Below are 19,509 nucleotides of genomic sequence, written 5' to 3'. Positions count from 1 at the left end.
CACTCCACCCGTGTGCGCCGGAAGTTCATCGGGGTGTGCGGACCGGAAGTTGCTGTGGGTGTGTGAACCGGAAGTTCATCGGGGGTGTGTGAACCGGAAGTTGATGCGGGTTGTGAACCGGAAGTTCATCCGACCCGTGTGCGCCGGAAGTTCATCCGGGTGTGCGGACCGGAAGTTGCTGTGGGTGTGTGAACCGGAAGTTCATCGGGGGTGTGTGAACCGGAAGTTCATTGGGGTTTTCGACAACGTGCTGCCTGCCCGCGTCGCGGGCGCGAGCGCGCGGGCGCGCAAGTCCTCGACGCCGAACGCCGCCGCGGAACCAGTCGAGCGACTGCGAGCGCCAGGCGGCGCCGCGAACCGGATCAGGTGTCGTGGCGGGTGAAGACGCTGCGGAAGAGGAAGGCGGTCGCGTAGGCGCCGACGGAGAAGCCGATCGTGCCGACCAGGATCGCCGCCGGCGGGAACAGGATCATGAGCGCGACGGCGGTGACGGGGATCACCAGCACGCCCAGCGTGCGGACGGGCTCGGCGGCGGGCAGCAGGAGGGCGTTCTTGAGCGTCTGGCGCACGGTGTTGCGGAAGTACGCCACCTGGGCCATCGCGTATAGGAACGCCGCGAAGAGGTACACGCTGCCGATGACCGCGGCGATCCCGGCCGCGCCGGCCAGCAGCGCGGGGTGCGCGAACCAGAACACGCTCGAGAAGCCGAGCAGCGCGGCCGGGAGCAGCAGGCAGAGCATCAGGACCGTCGCGCGGCCGAAGCTGGCGCGGAACGCGGGGAAGAAGTCCTTGAGGGGACGCCCGCTCTCGTCGTCGGAGTAGCGCAGGGTCACCTCGTACAGCGCGCTGGTGGCGGCGCCGATCGTCACGACCGGCAGGCACAGCACGATGTACAGGAGGTTGAGCCCGACGAAGGTCAGGAACGTCGAGAAGCCGCCGAGGGTGCGGCTGTCGGGGTCGATCCGCATCAGCGGGTCACCCGCTGACCGGCGCCGGGCGGGGAGGCATGCGCGCAGGTCACGGTCATGTCGCCGCGGGCACTCCGGTCAGGGCCGGCGGCAGCAGCCGCACGGCAGGCTTCGCGCCGTTCGCGAGGATCTCGCAGATCATGTCGGTCGCGGCCGCGCCGATCGCCTCGGCCGGCACGGCGATGCTGTCGGCGAGTCCCGACACCGAGCGGGCGACGTCGTCGGGGCACAGCGCGACGACGGCGAGGTCGTCGCCGCGCGCCTGACCGCGCTGGGCGATCGTCGTGGCCACATGCGGCAGCGCGCCCTCGTTGTGCACGAAGAAGCCCGTGATGTCGGGGTTCTCGGTCATCACCGCGTCGACGGTCGCGACCGACTCGGCGCTGCTCGGGCACGCGTGCACGGTGCCGGTCACTCCGTTGGCCTCGCAGGCCGCAAGGAAGCCCCGCGCCAGGCGGTCGGCGTAGGAGGTGTGGCGCGACATGACCTCGGGAGGCGAGCCGATGAGGGCGAGGCGCCGGTGGCCGAGCGCGACGAGGCGATCCACGGCCAGCCAGCCCGCGGCCTCGAAGTCGAAGTCGACGCAGGGGATCGCCCGCCGCCCCTCGGGCAGGCCGATCAGGACGCTCGGATGCCCGAGGCCCGACAGCGTGTCGATGCGCGGGTCGTCGGACTCGACATCCATCACCAGCAGGGCGTCGACCATCGATCCCTTGGCGGCTCGCTGCAGCGCCTTGGCGTCGTCGCTGGCGAGCAGCAGGATGTCGTAGCCGTGCTTGCGCGCCTGCGTGACGACGCCGGTGACGATCTGCATCACGACGTGCACGTCGACGCCCGTGCGCAGCGGAGCCTGGAGTCCGATGACGTTGGTCGACCGCGACGCCAGTGACCGCGCGCCCGCGTGCGGGCTGAAGCCGAGGTTGTCGATGGCCTTCTCGACGCGGTCGCGCGTCTCCTGCGAGATGGCCCGCTTGCCGCTCATGACGTACGACACCGTCGAGATCGACACGCCCGCCGCCTGTGCGACGTCAGCGATCGTCACCATGAGGTTCCCCGTTCTCCTGCTTCGATCACCCGCGTGGTTCCGGGGGCGAGCTCGTACGTGCCGATCGATCCGTCGGGCCCGTGCACCATCATTGTCGCCGCTCGCGCGCCTGCCCGAAGTCGTGCCCGCACGAGGCGTCCGTCTGTCCATTCGACATCGACCGAGACGTCACCACGGGAACGGATGCCGCGCACGGCGCCGTCGGGCCACTGCGGCGGCAGCGCGGGCAGCAGCCGCAGCCGCACGCGCGCGGGGTCTATCGACTCCGCCTGCGGTCGTGGCAGGGACTCGCCCTGCTCGGCCGGCTCGTCGAAGGACTGCACGAGGGCCTCCGCGATCGCCGCGGTCACGCCCAGGTTGCCGTCGATCTGGTACGGCGGGTGGGCGCTGAACATGTTCGGGTAGAGGCCGCCGCGGTGCTCGTCGGAGCCCTCATCGGCGGGTCGGAGCGCCAGCCGCAGCTGAGCGTGCACCGCCTCGCCGTCGCCGAGGCGCGCCTGCATGCCTGCCCGCCACGCGAGTGCCCAACCCGTCGACTCCGGACCGCGCAGCCGGATCGACTCGGATGCCGCGCGGGCGAGCTCCGGCGTCGCCTCGGGCGTGATCTGCGCGAGCGGGAACAGCCCGAGAAGGTGCGACAGATGCCGGTGCTCCGGCTCGGCCTCGGTGCGTTCGCGATCCCACTCGAGCAGGTCGCCCCGCGCCGAGACGCGCGGGTCGGGCAGCCTGCCGGTGCGCGCGGTGAGCTCCGCGACCCAGGGCTCGTCGAGGCCCAGCGTCGCGGCGCCAGCGCGGCAGACCGCGGCCAGTTCCCGCAGCAGCGCGACATCCATCGTGGCGGTGACAGCGACGCCGTGCTCGCGGCCGTCGGCGTCGAGGTAGTGGTTCTCGGGCGAGGTCGACGGACTCGTCCACGCGCGCTCGCCGTCGTCCTGGATCCACGACAGGGCGAAGGCCCCGGCCGACGCGAGCGCCGGCCAGGCCTCGTCGCGCAGGAACGCGCGGTCCCCTCCGAACGCGTAGTGCTCCCACAGGTGCAGTGCGAGCCACACGCCGCCGAGCGACCAGTTCGCCCACGCCGGGTCGCCGTGGCCCGCGCCCACCGGTGCCGCGTGGGCCCAGGCATCCGAGTTGTGATGGGCGACCCAGCCGTCCGCGCCGTACAGCTCCCGCGCGACGACCGGCCCCGTGGTCTCCGAGAGCCGCCGCGTGAACCGCAGCAGCGGCTCGTGGCATTCGGCGAGGCCGGTGGTCTCGGCCGGCCAGTACGCCATCTGCGTGTTGATGTTGAGCGTGTACGCGCTCGACCACGGCCCCGGGAGCTCGGCGTTCCAGAGACCCTGCAGCGTGATCGGGAGGCCGCCGGGCTGCGACGATGCGATGAGCAGGTACCGCCCGTAGTGGAACGCCAGCGCCGCCAGTGCGGCGTCGTCGCGCTCCTGGGCGCGGTACACGCGGTCGACGGTGTCGAGCGAGCCGGCGTCGGCGTCATCGGGAGCGGGCAGCTCGAGCGCGCACCGCTCGTAGAGGGCGCCGTGCGCCGCGACGTGCGCACCGAGGAGCGCCGTCGCTGTGCTGGTGACATCGGTGGCTACCGGGATGCCGGAGAGCAGGTCCTGCGCGCGCTGCCGTGCGTCGCGGTCATCGGCGGGGTCGCCGGGCAGCGAGGGCGCGGTCGCCGTCGCGACGGCGAACAGGTGGGTGGTCGCGGCAGCGCTGGTGAGGACCCCGTCGGCCACCTCGGCAGCGCCGAACGAGCGCACCACGACGGCGCCGTGGCGTCCGATCCGCTCGTCGTATCGGACCGGCTCGGCCGGCTGCTCGTGGCCGGGAGCCACGTCGACCGGAAGCAGCCACTGGGTCACCAGGTCGCCGCCCACGTTCGCGGGAGCGGACTTCGCCCGCAGCAGCGAACCGACCTGGAGCCGCACGGAGATCGGCTCCTCAGCCGTGATCTCGTGCATGATCAGTCCGGTCACGAGGTCGGCCCACGTGCGGTGCGTCACGCCGACGTAGGAGTGCGTCGCGACGCCGGTCGCGAGGTCCAGGCGCCGCTGGAAGGTCCCCGGGCCGGCGCCGACCGGTGGCCGCAGCACTTCGATGTCGATCCAGCCGAGCGGCAGGTAGGCCTGCACCCACGGCGTCTGCATCCGCTGCAGCAGCGCATCCGCCGCGTCGAGATCGTCCGCCTCGATCGCCCCGCGGACGGCCTCGAGCGCATCCGCCCCGCGCACGGTGACGCCCTCGAGCGGGTCGGCGCCGGCGTGACCCGACCACGCCGTGATGTCGTTCAGCCACAGCTTCTCGCCCCCGGCGAGGCCGGCGCACATGGCGCCGCGCAGGCCGTTGCCGACGGGGTACGCCTCGAGCCACCGGGAGGCCGGCGCGGACGCGCGAAGGGAGTGCAGGGCCTCGGAGCGGAGGCGCGTGGCCGCATCATCGCGGCGCGTGGACATCGTCACACCCTTAGTATATGGTCTCGGTGTTGAAGCGCTTCGAAAGATCGTCGCCCACTTCGGCATCCGCTCGTCGATCACCCCGTCCGCCGCACGAAACTCAGCGAAGAGGTTCTCCGCTCCATGGCCGCCACCCCGCACCCGCGCCGCATCGACGCGTTCGGTGAGCTCACCCGCGAACTCGGCATCTGCTTCGGCGGCGACTACAACCCCGAGCAGTGGCCCCGCGAGGTCTGGCACGAGGATGTCGAGCTGATGGTCCGCGCCGGCGTCAACCTCGTCACGGTGGGCGTCTTCAGTTGGGCGCGCCTCGAGCCGTCGCCGGGGGAGCGGGACTTCGCATGGCTCGACGAGGTGCTCGACCTGCTGCACGCGCACGGCATCGCCGTCGACCTCGCGACGCCGACCGCGTCGCCGCCGCCGTGGCTCGGCATCCTGCACCCCGAGACGCTGCCCGTGAATCCCGACGGCGTGCGCCTCGCCGCCGGATCGCGCAACCAGTTCACGCCGGCCTCGCGCGTCTACCGCGCGCATGCTCTGTCGATCGCGACCGCGATGGCGGAGCGCTACGCGACCCACCCTGCGGTGCGCATGTGGCACGTCGGCAACGAGTTCGGCCAGATCGACTTCGGCGACGAGGCCGCACGCGAGTTCCGGCTGTGGCTGGCCGACCGCTACGGCACGATCGACGCGCTCAACGACGCCTGGGGCACGCTCGTCTGGGCGCAGCGCTACCGCGACTTCGACGAGATCCTGCCCCCGCGGCGCATGCCCTATCTCGTCAACCCGGCGCAGTCGCTCGACTTCCGCCGCTACACGTCGTGGGCGCTGCAGCGCGTCTTCGGCGAACAGCGCGACGCGATCCGCGACGCCGGTGCGACGCAGCCGGTCACCACCAACTTCATGGGGTTCGAGCCGCTCACCGACCTGTGGGAGTGGGCGGGCGACGTCGACGTCGTCGCCGACGACCAGTACCCCGACCACGCCGCCGCGGCCGCGTCGTCCGACATCGCACTCGTACAGGACCTCATGCGCTCGCTCGGCGACGGCCGCCCGTGGGTGCTCATGGAGCAGGCGGTGAGCGCGACCTCGTGGCGCCCGCACAACCTCCCGAAAAGCCGGGATCGCGCGCGCCTGGACTCGCTGCAGGCCGTCGCGCGCGGGGCCGACGCGATCTGCTTCTTCCAGTGGCGGCAGGCCCGGACGGGCGCCGAGCGCTTCCACTCCGCGCTGCTGCCGCACGCCGGAGCCGACACAGAGGTCTTCGCGGGCGCCTGTGCGCTGGGCGCCGACCTGCGGCGGCTGCGGCCGGTGGTCGGCGGCCGGGTGGCGGCATCCGTCGCGCTCCTCTTCGACTGGCCCTCGCGCTGGGCCGCCGACGAGCCCGGGCGCCCGACCGAGCGGCTCGACACCCTCGAGCAGGTCCAGCGCTGGCACCGCGCGCTGTGGCGCCGCGGCATCGCGGTCGACCTCGTGCGCCCCGGCGCCGACCTCTCGGCGTACCGGGTCGTGCTCGTGCCGCACACGTACATCCTCGAGACGGATGCCGCAGCCGCACTCCGTGCGGCGGTCGAAGGTGGCGCGAGCCTCGTCGTGGGCCCGTTCTCGGGGGTCGCCGACGTCAACGCCGGCATCCTCACCGGGCGTTCCCCGGTGCTGCTGCGCGACCTTCTCGGCGTCAGCGGCGAGGAGTGGGTGGGGCTGCCCGACGCGCCGACGCCGCTCGCGGTGGAGGCCGGCTGGACGACCGGCCCGGCGACGGCCGAGGCCACCGTGCTCGGGGAGCGGCTGCGCGCCGAAGGCGCCGACGTGCTCGCCCGCTTCGGCGACGGGCATCTCGCCGGAGCGCCGGCGATCACGCGCCACCGTGTCGGCGACGGCACCGCCTGGTACCTGGGCGCCCTCGCGTCGGACGATGCGCTCGCCGCCGTCCTCGACGACGCGCTCGACGCCGCGGGCGTGACCGGCGTCGTGCCCGATCGCGTGCTGCCCGACGACGTCGAGGCCGTGCGGCGCGGCGACGCCCTCTTCCTTCTCAACCACGGCCAGGCGACGCGGCACCTCACGGTGCCCGGGCCGCACCGGGATCTCCTGTCGGACGCGGACGTCGACGGGCGGGCCACGCTCGCCCCCGGCGCCGCCATGGTGCTCATCGAAAGGCACGCAGAGTGAAGTTCACCGATGGCTACTGGCTCACCCGGCCGGGACTCGCGCCGCTGTATGCGGTCGAGGTCGACGACATCCGCCACGACGAGGCGGCCGGCACCATGACCGTGTATGCCCCGACGGCCGTGATCCGCGACCGCGGCGACACCCTCAATCGCGCGATGCTGACGATGACGCTCTCGGCCCCGGCGCCCGGCGTCGTCAAGGTGCGGGTCGAGCGGCACGCGGGGGCCGTGCACCGGGGCCCCGACTTCGAGGTGTTCGGCGAGGAGGGCTTCCGCCCCGACATCGCCATCGACGACGAGGCCGGCATCCTCACGTCCGGCTCGTTGGCTGCGCGCGTCTCGCGGTCCGCAGGTCAGTGGCGCGTCGACTTCGAGAGCGACGGGCGCGTGCTCACCAGCTCGCTGCCGCGATCGATCGGGCATTTCACGGGCACCAGCGGCAAGAACGGCACGACCGGGACCCCCGGCACCGCGGGCACCGCCGCCGGCGGCACGCAGCCCACCTGGGTGCACCAGCAGCTGAGCATCGAACCGGGCGAGCGGGTCTACGGGCTCGGCGAGCGCTTCGGCGCATTCGTGAAGAACGGCCAGGTCGTCGACACGTGGAACGCCGACGGCGGCACCTCGAGCGAGCAGTCGTACAAGAACGTGCCGTTCTACATCACGTCGCGCGGCTACGGCGTCTTCGTCGACAACCCCGCGAACGTCTCGTTCGAGGTCGGCAGCGAGGTCAACTCGCGCGTGCAGTTCTCGGTCGACGGCGAGTCGCTCGACTACTACGTCATCGCGGGACCCGAGCCGAAGGACGTGCTGCGCCGCTACACCGCACTCACCGGGCGCCCGGCGCGCGTGCCGGCGTGGTCGTTCGGGCTGTGGCTCACGACATCCTTCACCGCCAGCTATGACGAAGACACCGTGAGCGCCTTCGTCGACGGCATGGCCGAGCGCGACATCCCGCTGTCGGTCTTCCACTACGACTGCTTCTGGATGCGGGAGTACCAGTGGACCGACTTCGAGTGGGACGCCCGCGCCTTCCACGACCCGGTCGGCCAGATCGCCCGCATGCACGAGCGCGGCGTCCACGTGGCGGTGTGGATCAACCCCTACATCGCCCAGCGCTCGGCGCTGTTCCGCGAGGCGGCCGACAAGGACTACCTGCTGCGGCGCACCGATGGCAGCGTGTGGCAGTGGGACATGTGGCAGGCCGGCATGGGGCTCGTGGACTTCACGAACCCGGAGGCGGCCGACTGGTACGTCGCGAAGCTGCAGGGACTGCTCGACCAGGGCGTCGACGCGTTCAAGACCGACTTCGGCGAGCGGATCCCGGTCGAGGGCGTCGTGTGGCACGACGGGTCGGACCCGCACCGCATGCACAACTACTACGCGAAGCTCTACAACGAGGTCGTCTTCCGCGCGCTGGAGCGGCACCACGGCGTCGGGGACGCGGTCGTCTTCGCGCGCTCGGCGACCGCCGGCTCGCAGCAGTTCCCGGTGCACTGGGGCGGCGACAACGACTCGACTTTCCTCTCGATGGCAGAGTCCCTGCGCGGCGGGCTGTCGCTCGCCATGTCGGGCTTCGGCTACTGGAGCCACGACATCGGCGGGTTCGAGGGCACGCCCGACCCGGGCCTGTTCAAGCGGTGGCTCGCGTTCGGCCTGCTCTCGTCGCACTCCCGGCTGCACGGCTCGTCGTCGGTCCGCGTGCCGTGGGCCTTCGACGAGGAGGCCGTCGACATCGCCCGTGAGTTCACGAAGCTGAAGATGCGTCTCATGCCGTATCTGGCCGGTGCGGCCGAGCAGGCGCATGCCGACGGCACGCCGATGATGCGTCCGATGGTGCTGGAGTTCCCCGGCGACCGCTCCGGCTTCGACGCCGACACCCAGTACATGCTGGGCGAGTCGCTGCTGGTGGCCCCGGTCTTCACCGCCGACGGCAGCGTGGAGTACTACGTGCCCGAGGGACGATGGACCTCGCTCCTGGACGGCTCGGTCGTCGACGGCCGCCGGTGGGTGGCGGAGACCCACGGCTACGACTCGGTGCCGCTGCGCGTGCGCCCCGGCACCGTGCTGCCGTTCGGGGCCGACGACAGCCGCCCCGACTACGACTGGGCGGACGGCGTGACCCTGCGCTGCTTCGAGCTGCCCGACGGCTACGACGCCGTCACGACGGTGCCCGGCCACGACGCCAAGGGATCCATCGGCGCCGCCGGCGCCACCACGTTCCGCGTGCGCCGCGAAGGCGGGGCGATCATCGCCGCATCGGACGACGCGCGCGCGCCGTGGGCGCTGCAGGTGGGAGACCGGATCGCGCGGGCTGCGGCATCCGGAGAGATCCGCATCGAGATCGAGGAGGACGCACGATGAGCGAAACGGTGCCCGCCGAGGGGCAGCCGCTGTTCCGGCAGGTCGACCAGCCGCTCGCGGCGCGTGCGCGTGACCTGCTCGACCGGCTGACGCCCGACGAGCGGATCGCGATGCTGCACCAGGCGGCCCCCGCGATCGAGCGGCTCGGCGTCGCCGAGTGGCGCACCGGGTGCGAGGCGCTGCACGGTGCCGCATGGCTCGGCCGGGCGACGGTGTTCCCGCAGCCCGTCGGCCTCGCCGCGACATGGGACACCGACCTCGTCGAGAAGGTGGGCGAGGTCGCCGCGATCGAGGTGCGCGCCAAGCGCGCCGAGAACCCGCTCGTGAGCCTCAACGTCTGGGCGCCGGTGGTCAACACGCTGCGCCACCCCGCGTGGGGGCGCAACGAGGAGGGGTACTCCGAAGACCCGCACGTCACCGCCGTGTTCGGCACGGCGTACTCTCGGGGCCTGCGCGGCGACCACCCGCGGGTCTGGCGCACGGTGCCCGCGCTCAAGCACTTCCTCGCCTACAACAACGAGACGGACCGCTCCACGACGTCGTCCGAGATGTCGCTGCGCACGCTCCACGAAGAGGAGCTGCCCGCCTTCCGCGGCGCGATCGAGGCCGGTGCTGCGGGCGGCGTCATGCTCGCCTACAACCAGGTCAACGGCATCCCGGCGCACACGCAGCCCGAACTCGTCGCCGAGGCGCGGTCGTGGACCGACGAATCGATCGCGGTCGTGTCGGATGCCGGCGCGCCCACGTTCCTCGTGACCACCCAGCGCGCCCAGCCCGACCACGTCCACGCCGCCGCGGCGCTGGTGCGCTCGGGGCTCGACTCGTTCACCGACAACGACGCGAACGCGGCGCCCACCATCGGCTACCTGCGCGAGGCGCTGGAGGCCGGGCTCCTCACGACCGACGACATCGACCGGGCGGTGGTGCGCCTGCTCGAGCTGCGCATCCGCACCGGTGAGTTCGACGGCGCCGACGACCCGTACGCGGGTATCGGCGTCGAGGCGATCGACGCGCCGGAGGCGCGTGAGCTCGCCCGCGAGACGGTGGCGCGCTCCGTCGTCGTGCTGCGGAACGACGACGGAGTGCTGCCACTCTCGGATGCCTCGAAGGTCGCGGTCGTCGGACCGCTCGCCGACCTCGTGCTCACCGACTGGTACGCCGGCACCCCGCCGTACTCGGTGGGCATCGGTGCCGCGGCCGCCGAGCGCTTCGGCGAGGCGGAGGTCGTGACCGGTGCCGACACGGTGGCCCTGCGCGCCGCATCGAACGGGCGCTACGTCGTCGCCGCCGCGGACGGCTCGGTCGTCGAGGCGTCGGCCGACGCCGCCGGAGACGACGCGCTGTTCGACGTCACGGACTGGGGCGACGGCGTCCTCACGCTCCGCTCCCACGCGAGCGGTCTGCTGCTCACCGGAGGCTCCTGGCCGATGCGCGCCGACGCCGCCCGGGTCGGCGGGTGGATCGTGCAGGAGAGCTTCCGCGCCCACGTGCACGCCGACGGCAGCTGGTCGCTGCTGCACCTCGGCTCGGGCCGCTGGGTGCGGACCTTCCGCGACTCGGGGCTGCTCGCGGCCGAGGCGGTGACCCTCGACGACGCCGAGCGGTTCGGCGTGCGCGTCGTGCGGTCCGGCGCCTCCGCGGTAGCCGAGGCGGCCGCGCGAGCCGACGCCGTCATCGTCGCGGTGGGCAACGACCCGCACCTGGCGGGGCGCGAGACCGAGGACCGCCCGCACCTGCGGCTGCCCGCCGCTGCCGCCGAGGTGTGGCGCGCGGCACGCGAGGCGAACCCGCGCGCGGTGCTCACGGTCGTGTCGAGCTACCCCTACGTGCTGGACGACGTGGATGCCGCAACCGTGGTGTGGTCGAGTCATGGCGGTCAGGAGCTCGGGCACGGCGTCATCGACGTGCTCTCGGGCGATCGCGAGCCGTCGGGCCGCCTGTCGCAGAGCTGGCCCGCCACCGAGGAGCAGGCGGGCGACCTGTTCGACTACGACACGCTGCGGCAGGGCGCGACCTACCGCCACCAGGCCGGCGAGCCCGCGTTCGCGTTCGGTCACGGCCTCACGTTCGCACCGGTCGCGTACGAGTCCGTGACGCTGGCGGATGCCGCGACGAGCGGAGAATCCGACCGCGCGGGCCGCGTGGCGATTGCCGCTCCGGCGCCGACGCACCGTCACGCCGGCTTCGCGCCGCGCGGGGATGAGCCCGTCGTGCAGGCGGTGGTGCGGGTGCGCAACACCGGCGACCGCGACGCCGAGGAGCTCGTGCAGCTGTACGTGCTGCCCACCGGCGACTTCGCGATCGCGACCCCGCGCCGGGTGCTCGTCGCATATCGCCGCGTGCGCCTCGCGCCCGGCGAGGTCTGCGACGTCGAGCTCGAGTTCTCGCCCGGCAGGCTCGCGGTCTGGGATGACGACGTGCGCCTGCCGGGAGCGGTGGACGACTGGCTCCACGCCGGCGCGCTCCGGGTTCAGCCGGGTGCTTACGCCGTCGGGGCGGGCCCCTCCGCCTGGGACCTCCCCGTCCGCGCGGACCTCGAGGTCATCGCCTCCTGACGCGGGCCCGTCCGTCCTCCCGGTCGTTGAGCGAGCGAGGGACGAGCGAGACGAAACGCGCTGCACCCGGCGCGGCGGTTCTGTTCGGCGCGTTTCGTCTCGGTCGCTGCGCTCCCTCGCTCAACGACCGGAACTCTGCTCGCGGTCGTTGAGCGAGCGAGGGCCCCGGCGCGGCCGTTCGGTTCGGCGCGTTTCGTCTCGGTCGCTGCGCTCCCTCGCTCAACGACCGGAACTCTGCTCTCGGTCATTGAGCGAGCGAGGGCCGAGCGAGACGAAACGCCCCGCACCCGGCGCAGACGACGAACTCAGGGTGCGAGTTCGTCCGCGAGGGCGCGGGTCTCGCCGGGGGTCCAGATGCGGTCGCCGAAGACGTGCCGGTGCGCCAGCGAGAGCTCGGCCCCCGGTGCGAGCACGATGTGCTCGTCGAACGAAGGGGAGGGCGCGAGGATCGGGAACGGCTCGCTGCGCACGAACCAGCGGATCGCGGGGCCACCGGTCGACGAGCCTGCGAATGCGAGCACCGTCCCGCCGCCGTCGAACTCGTCGTGCTCGCCCGAGAGGGCGACCCACGGCGCGTCGAGACCCATGACGGCGTCGCTGCCGGCGTCGTCGGGCAGGCCGCCGGCCAGCACGCGGCCGCCGGTCCAGGCGCGCGGCATCCGGATGACGAAGCCGGTGTAGCCGGCGTTCGGGCGGCCCTGCGTCGTCGGGCTGCCGAACTCGAGGTCGCGGCCGGCGACGTTGCGGAGCGTCGTCGAGAAGTCCAGCAGCCACAGGCCGCGCTCGGCGTCGACGCTGTGGAAGCGGTGCGTCCGCGTCTCGGCGACCCACTCCTCTCCGCCCTGCGTGATCCAGGTGAGCTGCTCGGTGAACGACACCTCGGTGCCGGCATCCGTCATCTCCGTGAAGCCGTCGTGGCGCATGCGGCCGACGTTGTCGAGCAGGGCGTAGTCGCCGGTGTCGGGGCGGTAGGTGTTGCCGCCCCAGAAGTTCTCGCCCGACACGTGGGTCCACGTCATCTGCAGGCCCTTGTGCCAGCGGTGGTCCCAGGGGCGGTACGCCGTGAGCGGGGCGCCGTCGAGCGCGCGCACCGGATGCAGGAAAGGCTTGGGCCCCTCCGACGGTGCGCCGCCCGGGGCGAAGGCGTACCGGGCGATGTCGACGCCGGCGGTGGTCACGGTCAGGTCGGTGTCGTCGAGGCGAAGCGTCAGATCGGGCACGGTCTCATTGTGGCGCATCCAGGCGGAAAACGCTTCCCCACGCGAGCGGACGCGCGATTTTCCCGCTCGCTGAGGCCCGTGTCAAGGGGCAGGGGTTTCCGGGCGCTGAGGCGGCGCGAACGGTAGCGTCATCGTCATCTCACAGGAGACACCGCACCCCCCGCGGTGTCCACGAGACAAAGGAGAGATCATGCTCTGGACAATTCTGGGCCTCATCATCATCGGCCTCATCGCCGGCCTCATCGCTCGCGCCGTCATCCCGGGCAAGCAGAGCATGGGCATTCTGCTGACGATCGTCCTCGGAATCGTCGGCTCGTTCGTCGGCGGCTTCCTCGGCTTCCTGCTCTTCGGCAGCGACCCCAACGGCGGCTTCCTGCAGCCTGCCGGGATCATCGGATCCATCCTCGGCGCGATCATCGTGCTCGGCCTGTACGTGCTCTTCACGCGTCGCCGCGGCGTCACGCGGTCCTGACCGCACCGGGTCGTGCCGGGCCACCGGCCGACCCGCGAACGAAAGAACGTCGCCCGAACCCATGCGTCCCTCGCGTGGGTTCGGGCGATTCGTCTGTGTACGGGCGAGACGTCTTGCGCAAGGTCAGGCGCGTTTCGTCTCGCTCGTTCCTCGCTCGCTCAACGACCGACCGGGGGGGTCAGGCGCGTTTCGTCTCGCTCGTTCCTCGCTCGCTCAACGACCGGGGGTCGGGCGCGTTTCGTCTCGCTCGTTCCTCGCTCGCTCAACGACCGGGGGGTCGGGCGCGTTTCGTCTCGCTCGTTCCTCGCTCGCTCAACGACCGGGGGGTCGGGCGCGTTTCGTCTCGCTCGTTCCTCGCTCGCTCGACGACCGGGGGGCGGGCGCGTTTCGTCTCGCTCGTTCCTCGCTCGCTCAACGACCGGGGGGGCGGGCGCGTTTCGTCTCGCTCGTTTCTCGCTCGCTCAACGACCGGGGGGTCGGGCGCGTTTCGGGTCGGCCGTTTCTCGCTCGCTCAACGACCGACCGGGGGTCAGGCGCCGGCCAGGGCCTGCGACACCACCTCGCGGGCCTCTGCCTGCACCTGTGCGAGGTGCTCGGGACCGCGGAGCGACTCGGCGTAGAGCTTGTAGACGTCCTCGGTGCCCGACGGGCGCGCGGCGAACCACGCGTGCTCGGTCTGCACCTTGAGGCCGCCGATCGCTGCCCCGTTGCCGGGCGCGTGCGACAGCTTCGCGGTGATCGGCTCGCCGGCCAGCTCGGTCGCGGTGACCGCCTCGGGCGCCAGCTTTCCGAGCGCGGCCTTCTGGGCGGGGGATGCGGGGGCGTCGACACGCTGGTACGCCGAGGCGCCGAACTCGGCCTCGAGCTCCGCATAGCGCTGCGAGGGCGTCTTGCCGGTCACCGCGAGGATCTCGGCGGCCAGCAGGCACAGCAGGATGCCGTCCTTGTCGGTCGTCCAGACGCTCCCGTCGCGGCGCAGGAACGATGCGCCGGCCGACTCCTCGCCGCCGAACGCGACCGATCCGTCGAGCAGGCCGGGGACGAACCACTTGAATCCGACCGGAACCTCCAGCAGCCGACGCCCGAGCGATTCGGCTACCCGGTCGATGATCATCGAGCTCACGAGCGTCTTGCCGATCGCGGCATCCGCGGGCCATTCCGGGCGGTGCGAGTACAGGTAGTCGATCGCGACGGCCAGGTAGTGGTTGGGGTTCATCAGCCCCGCGTCGGGCGTCACGATCCCGTGCCGGTCGGCGTCCGCGTCGTTGCCGGTCAGGATGTCGTACTCGTCGCGGCGGCCGATGAGGCCGGCCATCGCCGACGGCGACGACGGATCCATGCGGATCTTCTCGTCCCAGTCCAGCGTCATGAACCGCCACGTCGGGTCGACGTCCGGGTTCACGACGGTGAGGTCGAGCTCGTGCACCTCTGCGATGAGCGCCCAGTACTCGACGGAGGCGCCGCCGAGGGGGTCGGCGCCGATGCGCACGCCCGCGCGGCGGATCGCCTCGACGTCGATGATGTTCGAGAGGTCGCGCACGTAGGCGTCGCGGAAGTCGTACTCGCCGAGCGTGTCGGCGTCGATGTCGCGGAACGGCGTGCGTGCCACGCCCTCCAGGTTCGCCGCGATGAGCTCGTTCGCCCGGTCGGCGATCCAGCCGGTCGCGTCGGTGTCGGCGGGGCCGCCGTTCGGCGGGTTGTACTTGAAGCCGCCGTCGCGCGGCGGATTGTGGCTCGGGGTCACCACGATGCCGTCGGAGCGGCTCGGGTCGGCGGCATCCTTCCCGCGGTTGTAGGTGAGGATCGCGTGGCTGAGCGCGGGAGTCGGCACCCACGAGTCGCGGGCGTCCACGCGCACGTCGACGCCGTTCGCGACGAGCACCTCGATGGCGCTGCGCTCGGCGGGAAGCGACAGGCCGTGGGTGTCGCGGCCCAGGAACAGCGGCCCCTTGATGCCTTGCGCCCGGCGGTAGTCGACGATCGCCTGCGTCGTGGCGAGGATGTGGGTCTCGTTGAAGCTGGCCGACAGTGAGGAGCCGCGGTGGCCGCTGGTGCCGAACGCGACGCGCTGCTCGGGCACCGCCGGATCCGGGGTGATGTCGTAATAGGCGGAGATCACCTCATCGATGTCGATGAGGTCGGATGCTTCGGCGGGCTGTCCTGCGCGACTCATGCGTCCCAGTCTGCCCTCCCGCAGGGCCTCGCGCATCGCCGATGACGGCCGTCCGCCGTTCCGTTCTCAGGAGTGGATGGTCCGCGCCGACGTACCCGCCGCGGAATGACGCGGTCGGGAGGCCGCGCCGGCGCCGGCGATCCTGCGTACGGTACGGGAGGTGATGCCCACGCCGCGGCTGCGGGGCCTGCCTGCACGGCCGCGGCTAGGCTGGCACGCGTGACTTCCGAGGTCGCCTCCGCCGAGGCATCTGCTCCCACCCGCCGCACGTACAGCTATCTCGGGCCCGCGGGCACGTTCACCGAGGCGGCGCTCGCGCAGGTGCCCGAGGCGCGCGGCCACGAGTGGCGGTCGGTCCGCAACGTCGGCGAGGCGCTCGCGGACGTCGTCGAGGGCCGATCGGATGCCGCGATGATCGCCATCGAGAACTCCGTCGACGGCGGGGTGTCGACGGCGCAGGACGCCCTGGCGACGGTGCCCGGACTCCGCATCGTGGGGGAGTACCTGGTGCCGGTCGAGTTCGTGCTGGTCGCCCGGCCGGGTGCGCGGCTCGAGGACGTGTCGCTCATCGCGGCGCATCCGGTGGCGTACGCGCAGTGCCTGCAGTGGCTCTCGGGGAGCCTCCCCGCCCACGCGCACGTGCCGGCGGCGAGCAACGTCGCCAGCGCGATGGGCCTCCTCGACGGATCGAGCGATGCGGATGCCGCGATCGCACCGCCCGGCATCCTCGAGCACCACGAGCTCGAGCTGCTCGCCTCGAACATCGGCGACAACCCCAACGCCGTCACCCGTTTCGTGCTCGTGAGCCGCACGGTCGTGCCGCCGCCGCCGACCGGCGCCGACAAGACCTCGCTCATCGTCGAGCTGCCCGACGACCACCCCGGCGCCCTGCTCGAGATGCTCGAGCAGTTCGCCACCCGGGGCATCAACCTGTCGCTGCTCGCCTCCCGCCCGATCGGCGACGAGCTGGGCCGATACCGTTTCGTCGTCGATGCCGACGGCCACCTCGAGGACGAGCGCATGGCCGACGCCCTCCTGGGCCTGCGCCGCTTCAGCCCGCGTGTGACCTTCCTCGGCTCTTATCCGCGGGCCGACCGTGCCGTGGTGCGCTACCCGGAGCGGTACGCCGACGACGTGTTCGTCGAGGCACGCGACTGGCTGCGCGGTCTCATCTCGGGCGAGCCCGAGGTGCAGGAATGACGGCACTGGCTTTGGATGCTTTGAACGAGCGGGAGGCGAAGGCGCTCGCCCGGCTTCGCAGCGAAGAGATCGCGTGGCTCGGCACCATCGGACGCGATGGCTTTCCGCACGCCGTGCCGGTGTGGTTCCTCTGGCAGGACGACGTCGCCTACGTCTTCTGCCAGCCAGCCTCGGCGAAGATCAAGAACCTGCGTGAGAATCCGCGCGCGATGCTTCACCTCGAAGCCGGCGACGACGGCGAGCAGCTCCACGTGCTGCAGGGGACTGTCGAGTTGTCACCCGAGCCGACGGTCGATTGGCTGGATCGGCTCGGCGGGGCCTACCTCGCGAAGTACGCGGGCGGCATCGAGCGCCTCGGGTGGACGCACGACCGCATGTGGGCGGACTACTCGACCGTCGTGATCTTCCGCCCCCACAAGCTGATCGCCTGGTAGCGGACGCCGAACACCCGGGGCCAGGCCGTCGTCAGGCAGGTTCTGAAAAACCCCATTGAACTTCCGGTTCACAGGGGTTGGTGGAACTTCCGGTTCACAGGGGTTGGTGGAACTTCCGGTTCACAGGGGTTGGTGGAACTTCCGGTTCACAGGGGTTGGTGGAACTTCCGGTTCACAGGGGTTGGTGGAACTTCCGGTTCACGGGGGTTGGTGGAACTTCCGGTTCACAGGGGTTGGTGGAACTTCCGGTTCACAGGGGTTGGTGGAACTTCCGGTTCACAGGGGTTGGTCGAACTTCCGATCCATACGGGTCGGTCATCGAGCCGACGGGACCGGGTTCGGCGTTCAGGCGTGTGAACCGGAAGTTCAATGGCGCTCTGGGAGGGTGCCTCGCCGGAGCCGGGCCCGGGCGCCGGCCCTGGACCCCGGCGAGGGCTAATGCGTCAGGACGCGAGGCCGAGCTCCGCGGCGAGCAGCTCGAGCGTCTGCAGGCGGCCGGGGGCGGTATCCATCGGCTCATTCTCGTAGGAACCGGCGATCGGCGAGATCATGACCTCGTCGACACCGTGCCGCGCGGCGAAGGCGCGGAGGTCGGATGCCACGGCCGGCGCAGTGCCGACGAACCACTTCGCACGCGCCGACGCCATGAACGTGTCGCCGAGCCCGGCGAAGTCGTCGGCGTTCGCGATCGAGGCTTCGACGGTCTCGAGGGCGACGAGCGGCCGGTTCGTCCGCAGGCGCGCGGTCATGCGCAGGTTCGGCAGCGCACGCGCCTCCGCCTCGTCGTCCGTCGGCGCGACGAGCACGTTCGCGGTCAGGAACGTCCGCGGGGCGGCGAGCGTCTCGGACGCCACGAACGCCGTGCGGTAGAGCTCGAGTGCGCGCTCGAGGCCCTCGCCCGAGAAGTGGTTCGCGAAGACGTAGGGCAGGCCGAGGGATGCCGCGAGCTGCGCCGAGTAGTCGCTCGAGCCGAGCAGCCACACCTCGGGCGTCGTGGTGGCGGCCGGCGTCGCGTGCACGTCGTACGTGCCGCCCGATGTGAAGCGCAGGGAGGCGCCGTCGGGAGCGACGAGGGAGATGATGTCGCGCACGTGGTCGGGGAAGCGCTCGACGTCGCTCGTGGTGCCGCTCTGGCGGAGCAGCTGCGTGATCACCGGGTCGGACCCGGGAGCGCGGCCGAGGCCGAGGTCGATGCGACCGGGCGCGAGGGCTTCGAGCGCCGCGAACTGCTCGGCGACCACGAGCGGCGAGTGGTTCGGCAGCATGACGCCGCCCGAGCCGAGGCGGATCCGCGAGGTCCGAGCCGCCGCGGCCGCCGCCAGCACCGGCGGCGTCGTCGAGGCGACCGCCGGCATGTTGTGGTGCTCGGCGAACCAGTAGCGGCGGTAGCCCAGCCGATCGGCGGCGTCGACGAGGGAGAGGGATGCCGCGACCGCCTGGGCGCTCGTCTGGCCGGTGCGCACCGGAACGAGGTCGAGGACGGACAGGGCCGGGGCGGGGGTGGCGGTACTCATCCCCTGCGACAACCCGCTGCGCCATCAGCTCTATTCCTTCCGGTCGTTGAGCGAGCGAAGCGAGACGAAACGCGCTGAGTCCCCATCCGGTCGTTGAGCGAGCGAAGCGAGACGAAACGCGCTGAGCCCACGGTCAAGCCGGATTCTGGGCGTTTCGTCTCGCTCGTTCCTCGCTCGCTCAACGACCGGGGCGGATCAGGGGAGGCGGTTGCCCTTCGCTATGTTCTCGCGCAGCTCGGCGGCGGTCTGGCGCGCCACGTACGCGGGCCGGTCGCGTTCCAGCCGCCACGATTCGCTGAGAGGCCCGGCGCTGACGGTGTCGAACCCGAGGGCGTCGTAGATGCCCGTCACGAGCTCGACGGCATCATCGTGGTCGCTCGCTGTGCCGAGGGCACGGCGGTCGGGATCGCCCGCCGGCAGACCCGTGGTGTTGATCTCGGAGGCGAGGATCTGGTTGAACGCCTTCACCACCTTCGAGGCGGGCAGGTGCGCCTGCACGAGTCCGGATGTCGTGGCCTCGCCGCGGTCGAGGGCGTCGATGTGGCCGTCGCGCTCGAAGTAGTAGTTGATGGTGTCCAGCACGATCTTGCCGGCGAGCGGCTCGACCGGCAGATCCTTCAGTGCCTTCAGCGGCACCGTCACCACGGCGATGTCGCCGGCGGCTGCCGCGTCGGCGGCGGTTGCGGCCGTGACCTTCGGTCCGAGCTCGGCGACCAGGCCGGCCAGGCTCTCGGGTCCGCGCGAGTTGGCGATCACGACGTCGTACCCGAGCCCCGAGAAGGCGCGTGCGAGTGCGCTGCCGATATGTCCTGCACCGATGATTCCGATCGTTGTCATGACGGGCGGCAACCGGGCAGGGGCCGCGCGCATTCCGGGAGTCGACACGGGAGGAAATTCGGGAAACGTTTTCGGAAAGCCGCCCCAGTGCTCCGGGAGC

General features: G+C 71.7%; 13 protein-coding genes. 6 read left to right on the top strand and 7 right to left on the bottom strand.

Annotation, left to right across the window (positions count from 1 at the left end; genetic code table 11):
• Positions 1-362: 362 nt before the first annotated feature.
• From MRBLMI12_RS06135 to MRBLMI12_RS06125, 3 genes are read right to left on the bottom strand one after another with little or no spacing between them, the layout of a single operon-like run.
• Positions 363-968 carry a YesL family protein gene (locus MRBLMI12_RS06135; RefSeq protein WP_363354809.1) on the bottom strand — a complete coding sequence of 202 codons (606 nt, stop codon included), beginning with the start codon at positions 966-968 and terminating at the stop codon, positions 363-365.
• 55 nt (positions 969-1,023) lie between these two features.
• Positions 1,024-2,013, bottom strand: a complete 990-nt coding sequence (locus tag MRBLMI12_RS06130) for a LacI family DNA-binding transcriptional regulator (protein ID WP_363354807.1) — start codon at positions 2,011-2,013, stop codon at positions 1,024-1,026.
• A complete protein-coding gene (locus MRBLMI12_RS06125) occupies positions 2,007-4,469 on the bottom strand; it encodes a glycosyl hydrolase family 95 catalytic domain-containing protein (protein ID WP_363355746.1) in 2,463 nt (820 codons plus the stop codon). Before MRBLMI12_RS06125 ends, MRBLMI12_RS06130 begins: the two co-directional genes overlap by 7 nt.
• Before the next feature lie 123 nt (positions 4,470-4,592).
• On the opposite strand from MRBLMI12_RS06125, the gene MRBLMI12_RS06120 reads away from it, so the two are divergent.
• From MRBLMI12_RS06120 to MRBLMI12_RS06110, 3 genes are read left to right on the top strand one after another with little or no spacing between them, the layout of a single operon-like run.
• The gene (locus tag MRBLMI12_RS06120) at positions 4,593-6,641 is read left to right on the top strand and encodes a beta-galactosidase (RefSeq protein ID WP_363354805.1); all 2,049 of its coding nucleotides are present in this window, start codon (positions 4,593-4,595) and stop codon (positions 6,639-6,641) included.
• Entirely contained in the window at positions 6,638-9,004 is a 2,367-nt protein-coding gene (gene yicI / locus MRBLMI12_RS06115; RefSeq protein WP_363354803.1) for an alpha-xylosidase, read from the top strand. The genes MRBLMI12_RS06120 and yicI overlap by 4 nt, the downstream gene beginning before the upstream one ends.
• Positions 9,001-11,559, top strand: coding sequence for a glycoside hydrolase family 3 C-terminal domain-containing protein (locus MRBLMI12_RS06110; RefSeq protein WP_363354801.1), 2,559 nt, complete (start codon positions 9,001-9,003; stop codon positions 11,557-11,559). The genes yicI and MRBLMI12_RS06110 overlap by 4 nt, the downstream gene beginning before the upstream one ends.
• 305 nt (positions 11,560-11,864) lie before the next feature.
• On the opposite strand, the gene MRBLMI12_RS06105 is transcribed toward MRBLMI12_RS06110, so the two are convergent.
• Positions 11,865-12,779 carry a PmoA family protein gene (locus tag MRBLMI12_RS06105; RefSeq protein ID WP_363354799.1) on the bottom strand — a complete coding sequence of 305 codons (915 nt, stop codon included), beginning with the start codon at positions 12,777-12,779 and terminating at the stop codon, positions 11,865-11,867.
• A 190-nt stretch (positions 12,780-12,969) separates the two neighbouring features.
• Here MRBLMI12_RS06105 and MRBLMI12_RS06100 point away from each other — a divergent pair, with 190 nt between their 5' ends.
• Positions 12,970-13,251: a GlsB/YeaQ/YmgE family stress response membrane protein gene (locus tag MRBLMI12_RS06100; protein ID WP_349428916.1), complete on the top strand. Its 282-nt coding sequence runs from the start codon at positions 12,970-12,972 to the stop codon at positions 13,249-13,251.
• A 529-nt stretch (positions 13,252-13,780) separates the two neighbouring features.
• Here the strand turns inward: MRBLMI12_RS06100 and pgm are convergent.
• The gene (pgm, locus tag MRBLMI12_RS06095; RefSeq protein ID WP_363354797.1) at positions 13,781-15,424 is read right to left on the bottom strand and encodes a phosphoglucomutase (alpha-D-glucose-1,6-bisphosphate-dependent); all 1,644 of its coding nucleotides are present in this window, start codon (positions 15,422-15,424) and stop codon (positions 13,781-13,783) included.
• A 219-nt stretch (positions 15,425-15,643) separates the two neighbouring features.
• Here pgm and pheA point away from each other — a divergent pair, with 219 nt between their 5' ends.
• Together pheA and MRBLMI12_RS06085 are read left to right on the top strand one after the other, a co-directional pair.
• Complete coding sequence (gene pheA, locus MRBLMI12_RS06090; RefSeq protein WP_349428914.1) at positions 15,644-16,624, top strand: prephenate dehydratase; 981 nt, start codon at positions 15,644-15,646, stop codon at positions 16,622-16,624.
• Positions 16,621-17,058 carry a pyridoxamine 5'-phosphate oxidase family protein gene (locus tag MRBLMI12_RS06085; RefSeq protein ID WP_363354795.1) on the top strand — a complete coding sequence of 146 codons (438 nt, stop codon included), beginning with the start codon at positions 16,621-16,623 and terminating at the stop codon, positions 17,056-17,058. Before pheA ends, MRBLMI12_RS06085 begins: the two co-directional genes overlap by 4 nt.
• A 443-nt stretch (positions 17,059-17,501) precedes the next feature.
• On the opposite strand, the gene MRBLMI12_RS06080 is transcribed toward MRBLMI12_RS06085, so the two are convergent.
• Positions 17,502-18,572 carry an LLM class flavin-dependent oxidoreductase gene (locus MRBLMI12_RS06080; protein ID WP_363354793.1) on the bottom strand — a complete coding sequence of 357 codons (1,071 nt, stop codon included), beginning with the start codon at positions 18,570-18,572 and terminating at the stop codon, positions 17,502-17,504.
• Between the two features lie 195 nt (positions 18,573-18,767).
• Positions 18,768-19,409 (bottom strand): NADPH-dependent F420 reductase, encoded by a 642-nt coding sequence (locus MRBLMI12_RS06075; protein ID WP_363354791.1) that lies wholly within the window; start codon positions 19,407-19,409, stop codon positions 18,768-18,770.
• Between the last annotated feature and the right edge of the window lie 100 nt (positions 19,410-19,509).

Origin of the sequence: Microbacterium sp. LMI12-1-1.1 (assembly GCF_040676455.1) — a bacterium.
Classification (GTDB): Bacteria; Actinomycetota; Actinomycetes; order Actinomycetales; family Microbacteriaceae; genus Microbacterium.
Note: the sequence above shows the minus strand (reverse complement) of the source record. Positions and strands in the feature narration are given on the sequence as shown.

Coding starts and splice junctions, on each gene's coding strand:
- MRBLMI12_RS06135 (WP_363354809.1), bottom strand. CDS start 968: ATGCGGATCGACCCCGACAGCCGCACCCTCGGCGGCTTCTCGACGTTC.
- MRBLMI12_RS06130 (WP_363354807.1), bottom strand. CDS start 2,013: ATGGTGACGATCGCTGACGTCGCACAGGCGGCGGGCGTGTCGATCTCG.
- MRBLMI12_RS06125 (WP_363355746.1), bottom strand. CDS start 4,469: ATGTCCACGCGCCGCGATGATGCGGCCACGCGCCTCCGCTCCGAGGCC.
- MRBLMI12_RS06120 (WP_363354805.1), top strand. CDS start 4,593: ATGGCCGCCACCCCGCACCCGCGCCGCATCGACGCGTTCGGTGAGCTC.
- MRBLMI12_RS06110 (WP_363354801.1), top strand. CDS start 9,001: ATGAGCGAAACGGTGCCCGCCGAGGGGCAGCCGCTGTTCCGGCAGGTC.
- MRBLMI12_RS06100 (WP_349428916.1), top strand. CDS start 12,970: ATGCTCTGGACAATTCTGGGCCTCATCATCATCGGCCTCATCGCCGGC.
- pgm (WP_363354797.1), bottom strand. CDS start 15,424: ATGAGTCGCGCAGGACAGCCCGCCGAAGCATCCGACCTCATCGACATC.
- MRBLMI12_RS06085 (WP_363354795.1), top strand. CDS start 16,621: ATGACGGCACTGGCTTTGGATGCTTTGAACGAGCGGGAGGCGAAGGCG.
- MRBLMI12_RS06080 (WP_363354793.1), bottom strand. CDS start 18,572: ATGAGTACCGCCACCCCCGCCCCGGCCCTGTCCGTCCTCGACCTCGTT.
- MRBLMI12_RS06075 (WP_363354791.1), bottom strand. CDS start 19,409: ATGACAACGATCGGAATCATCGGTGCAGGACATATCGGCAGCGCACTC.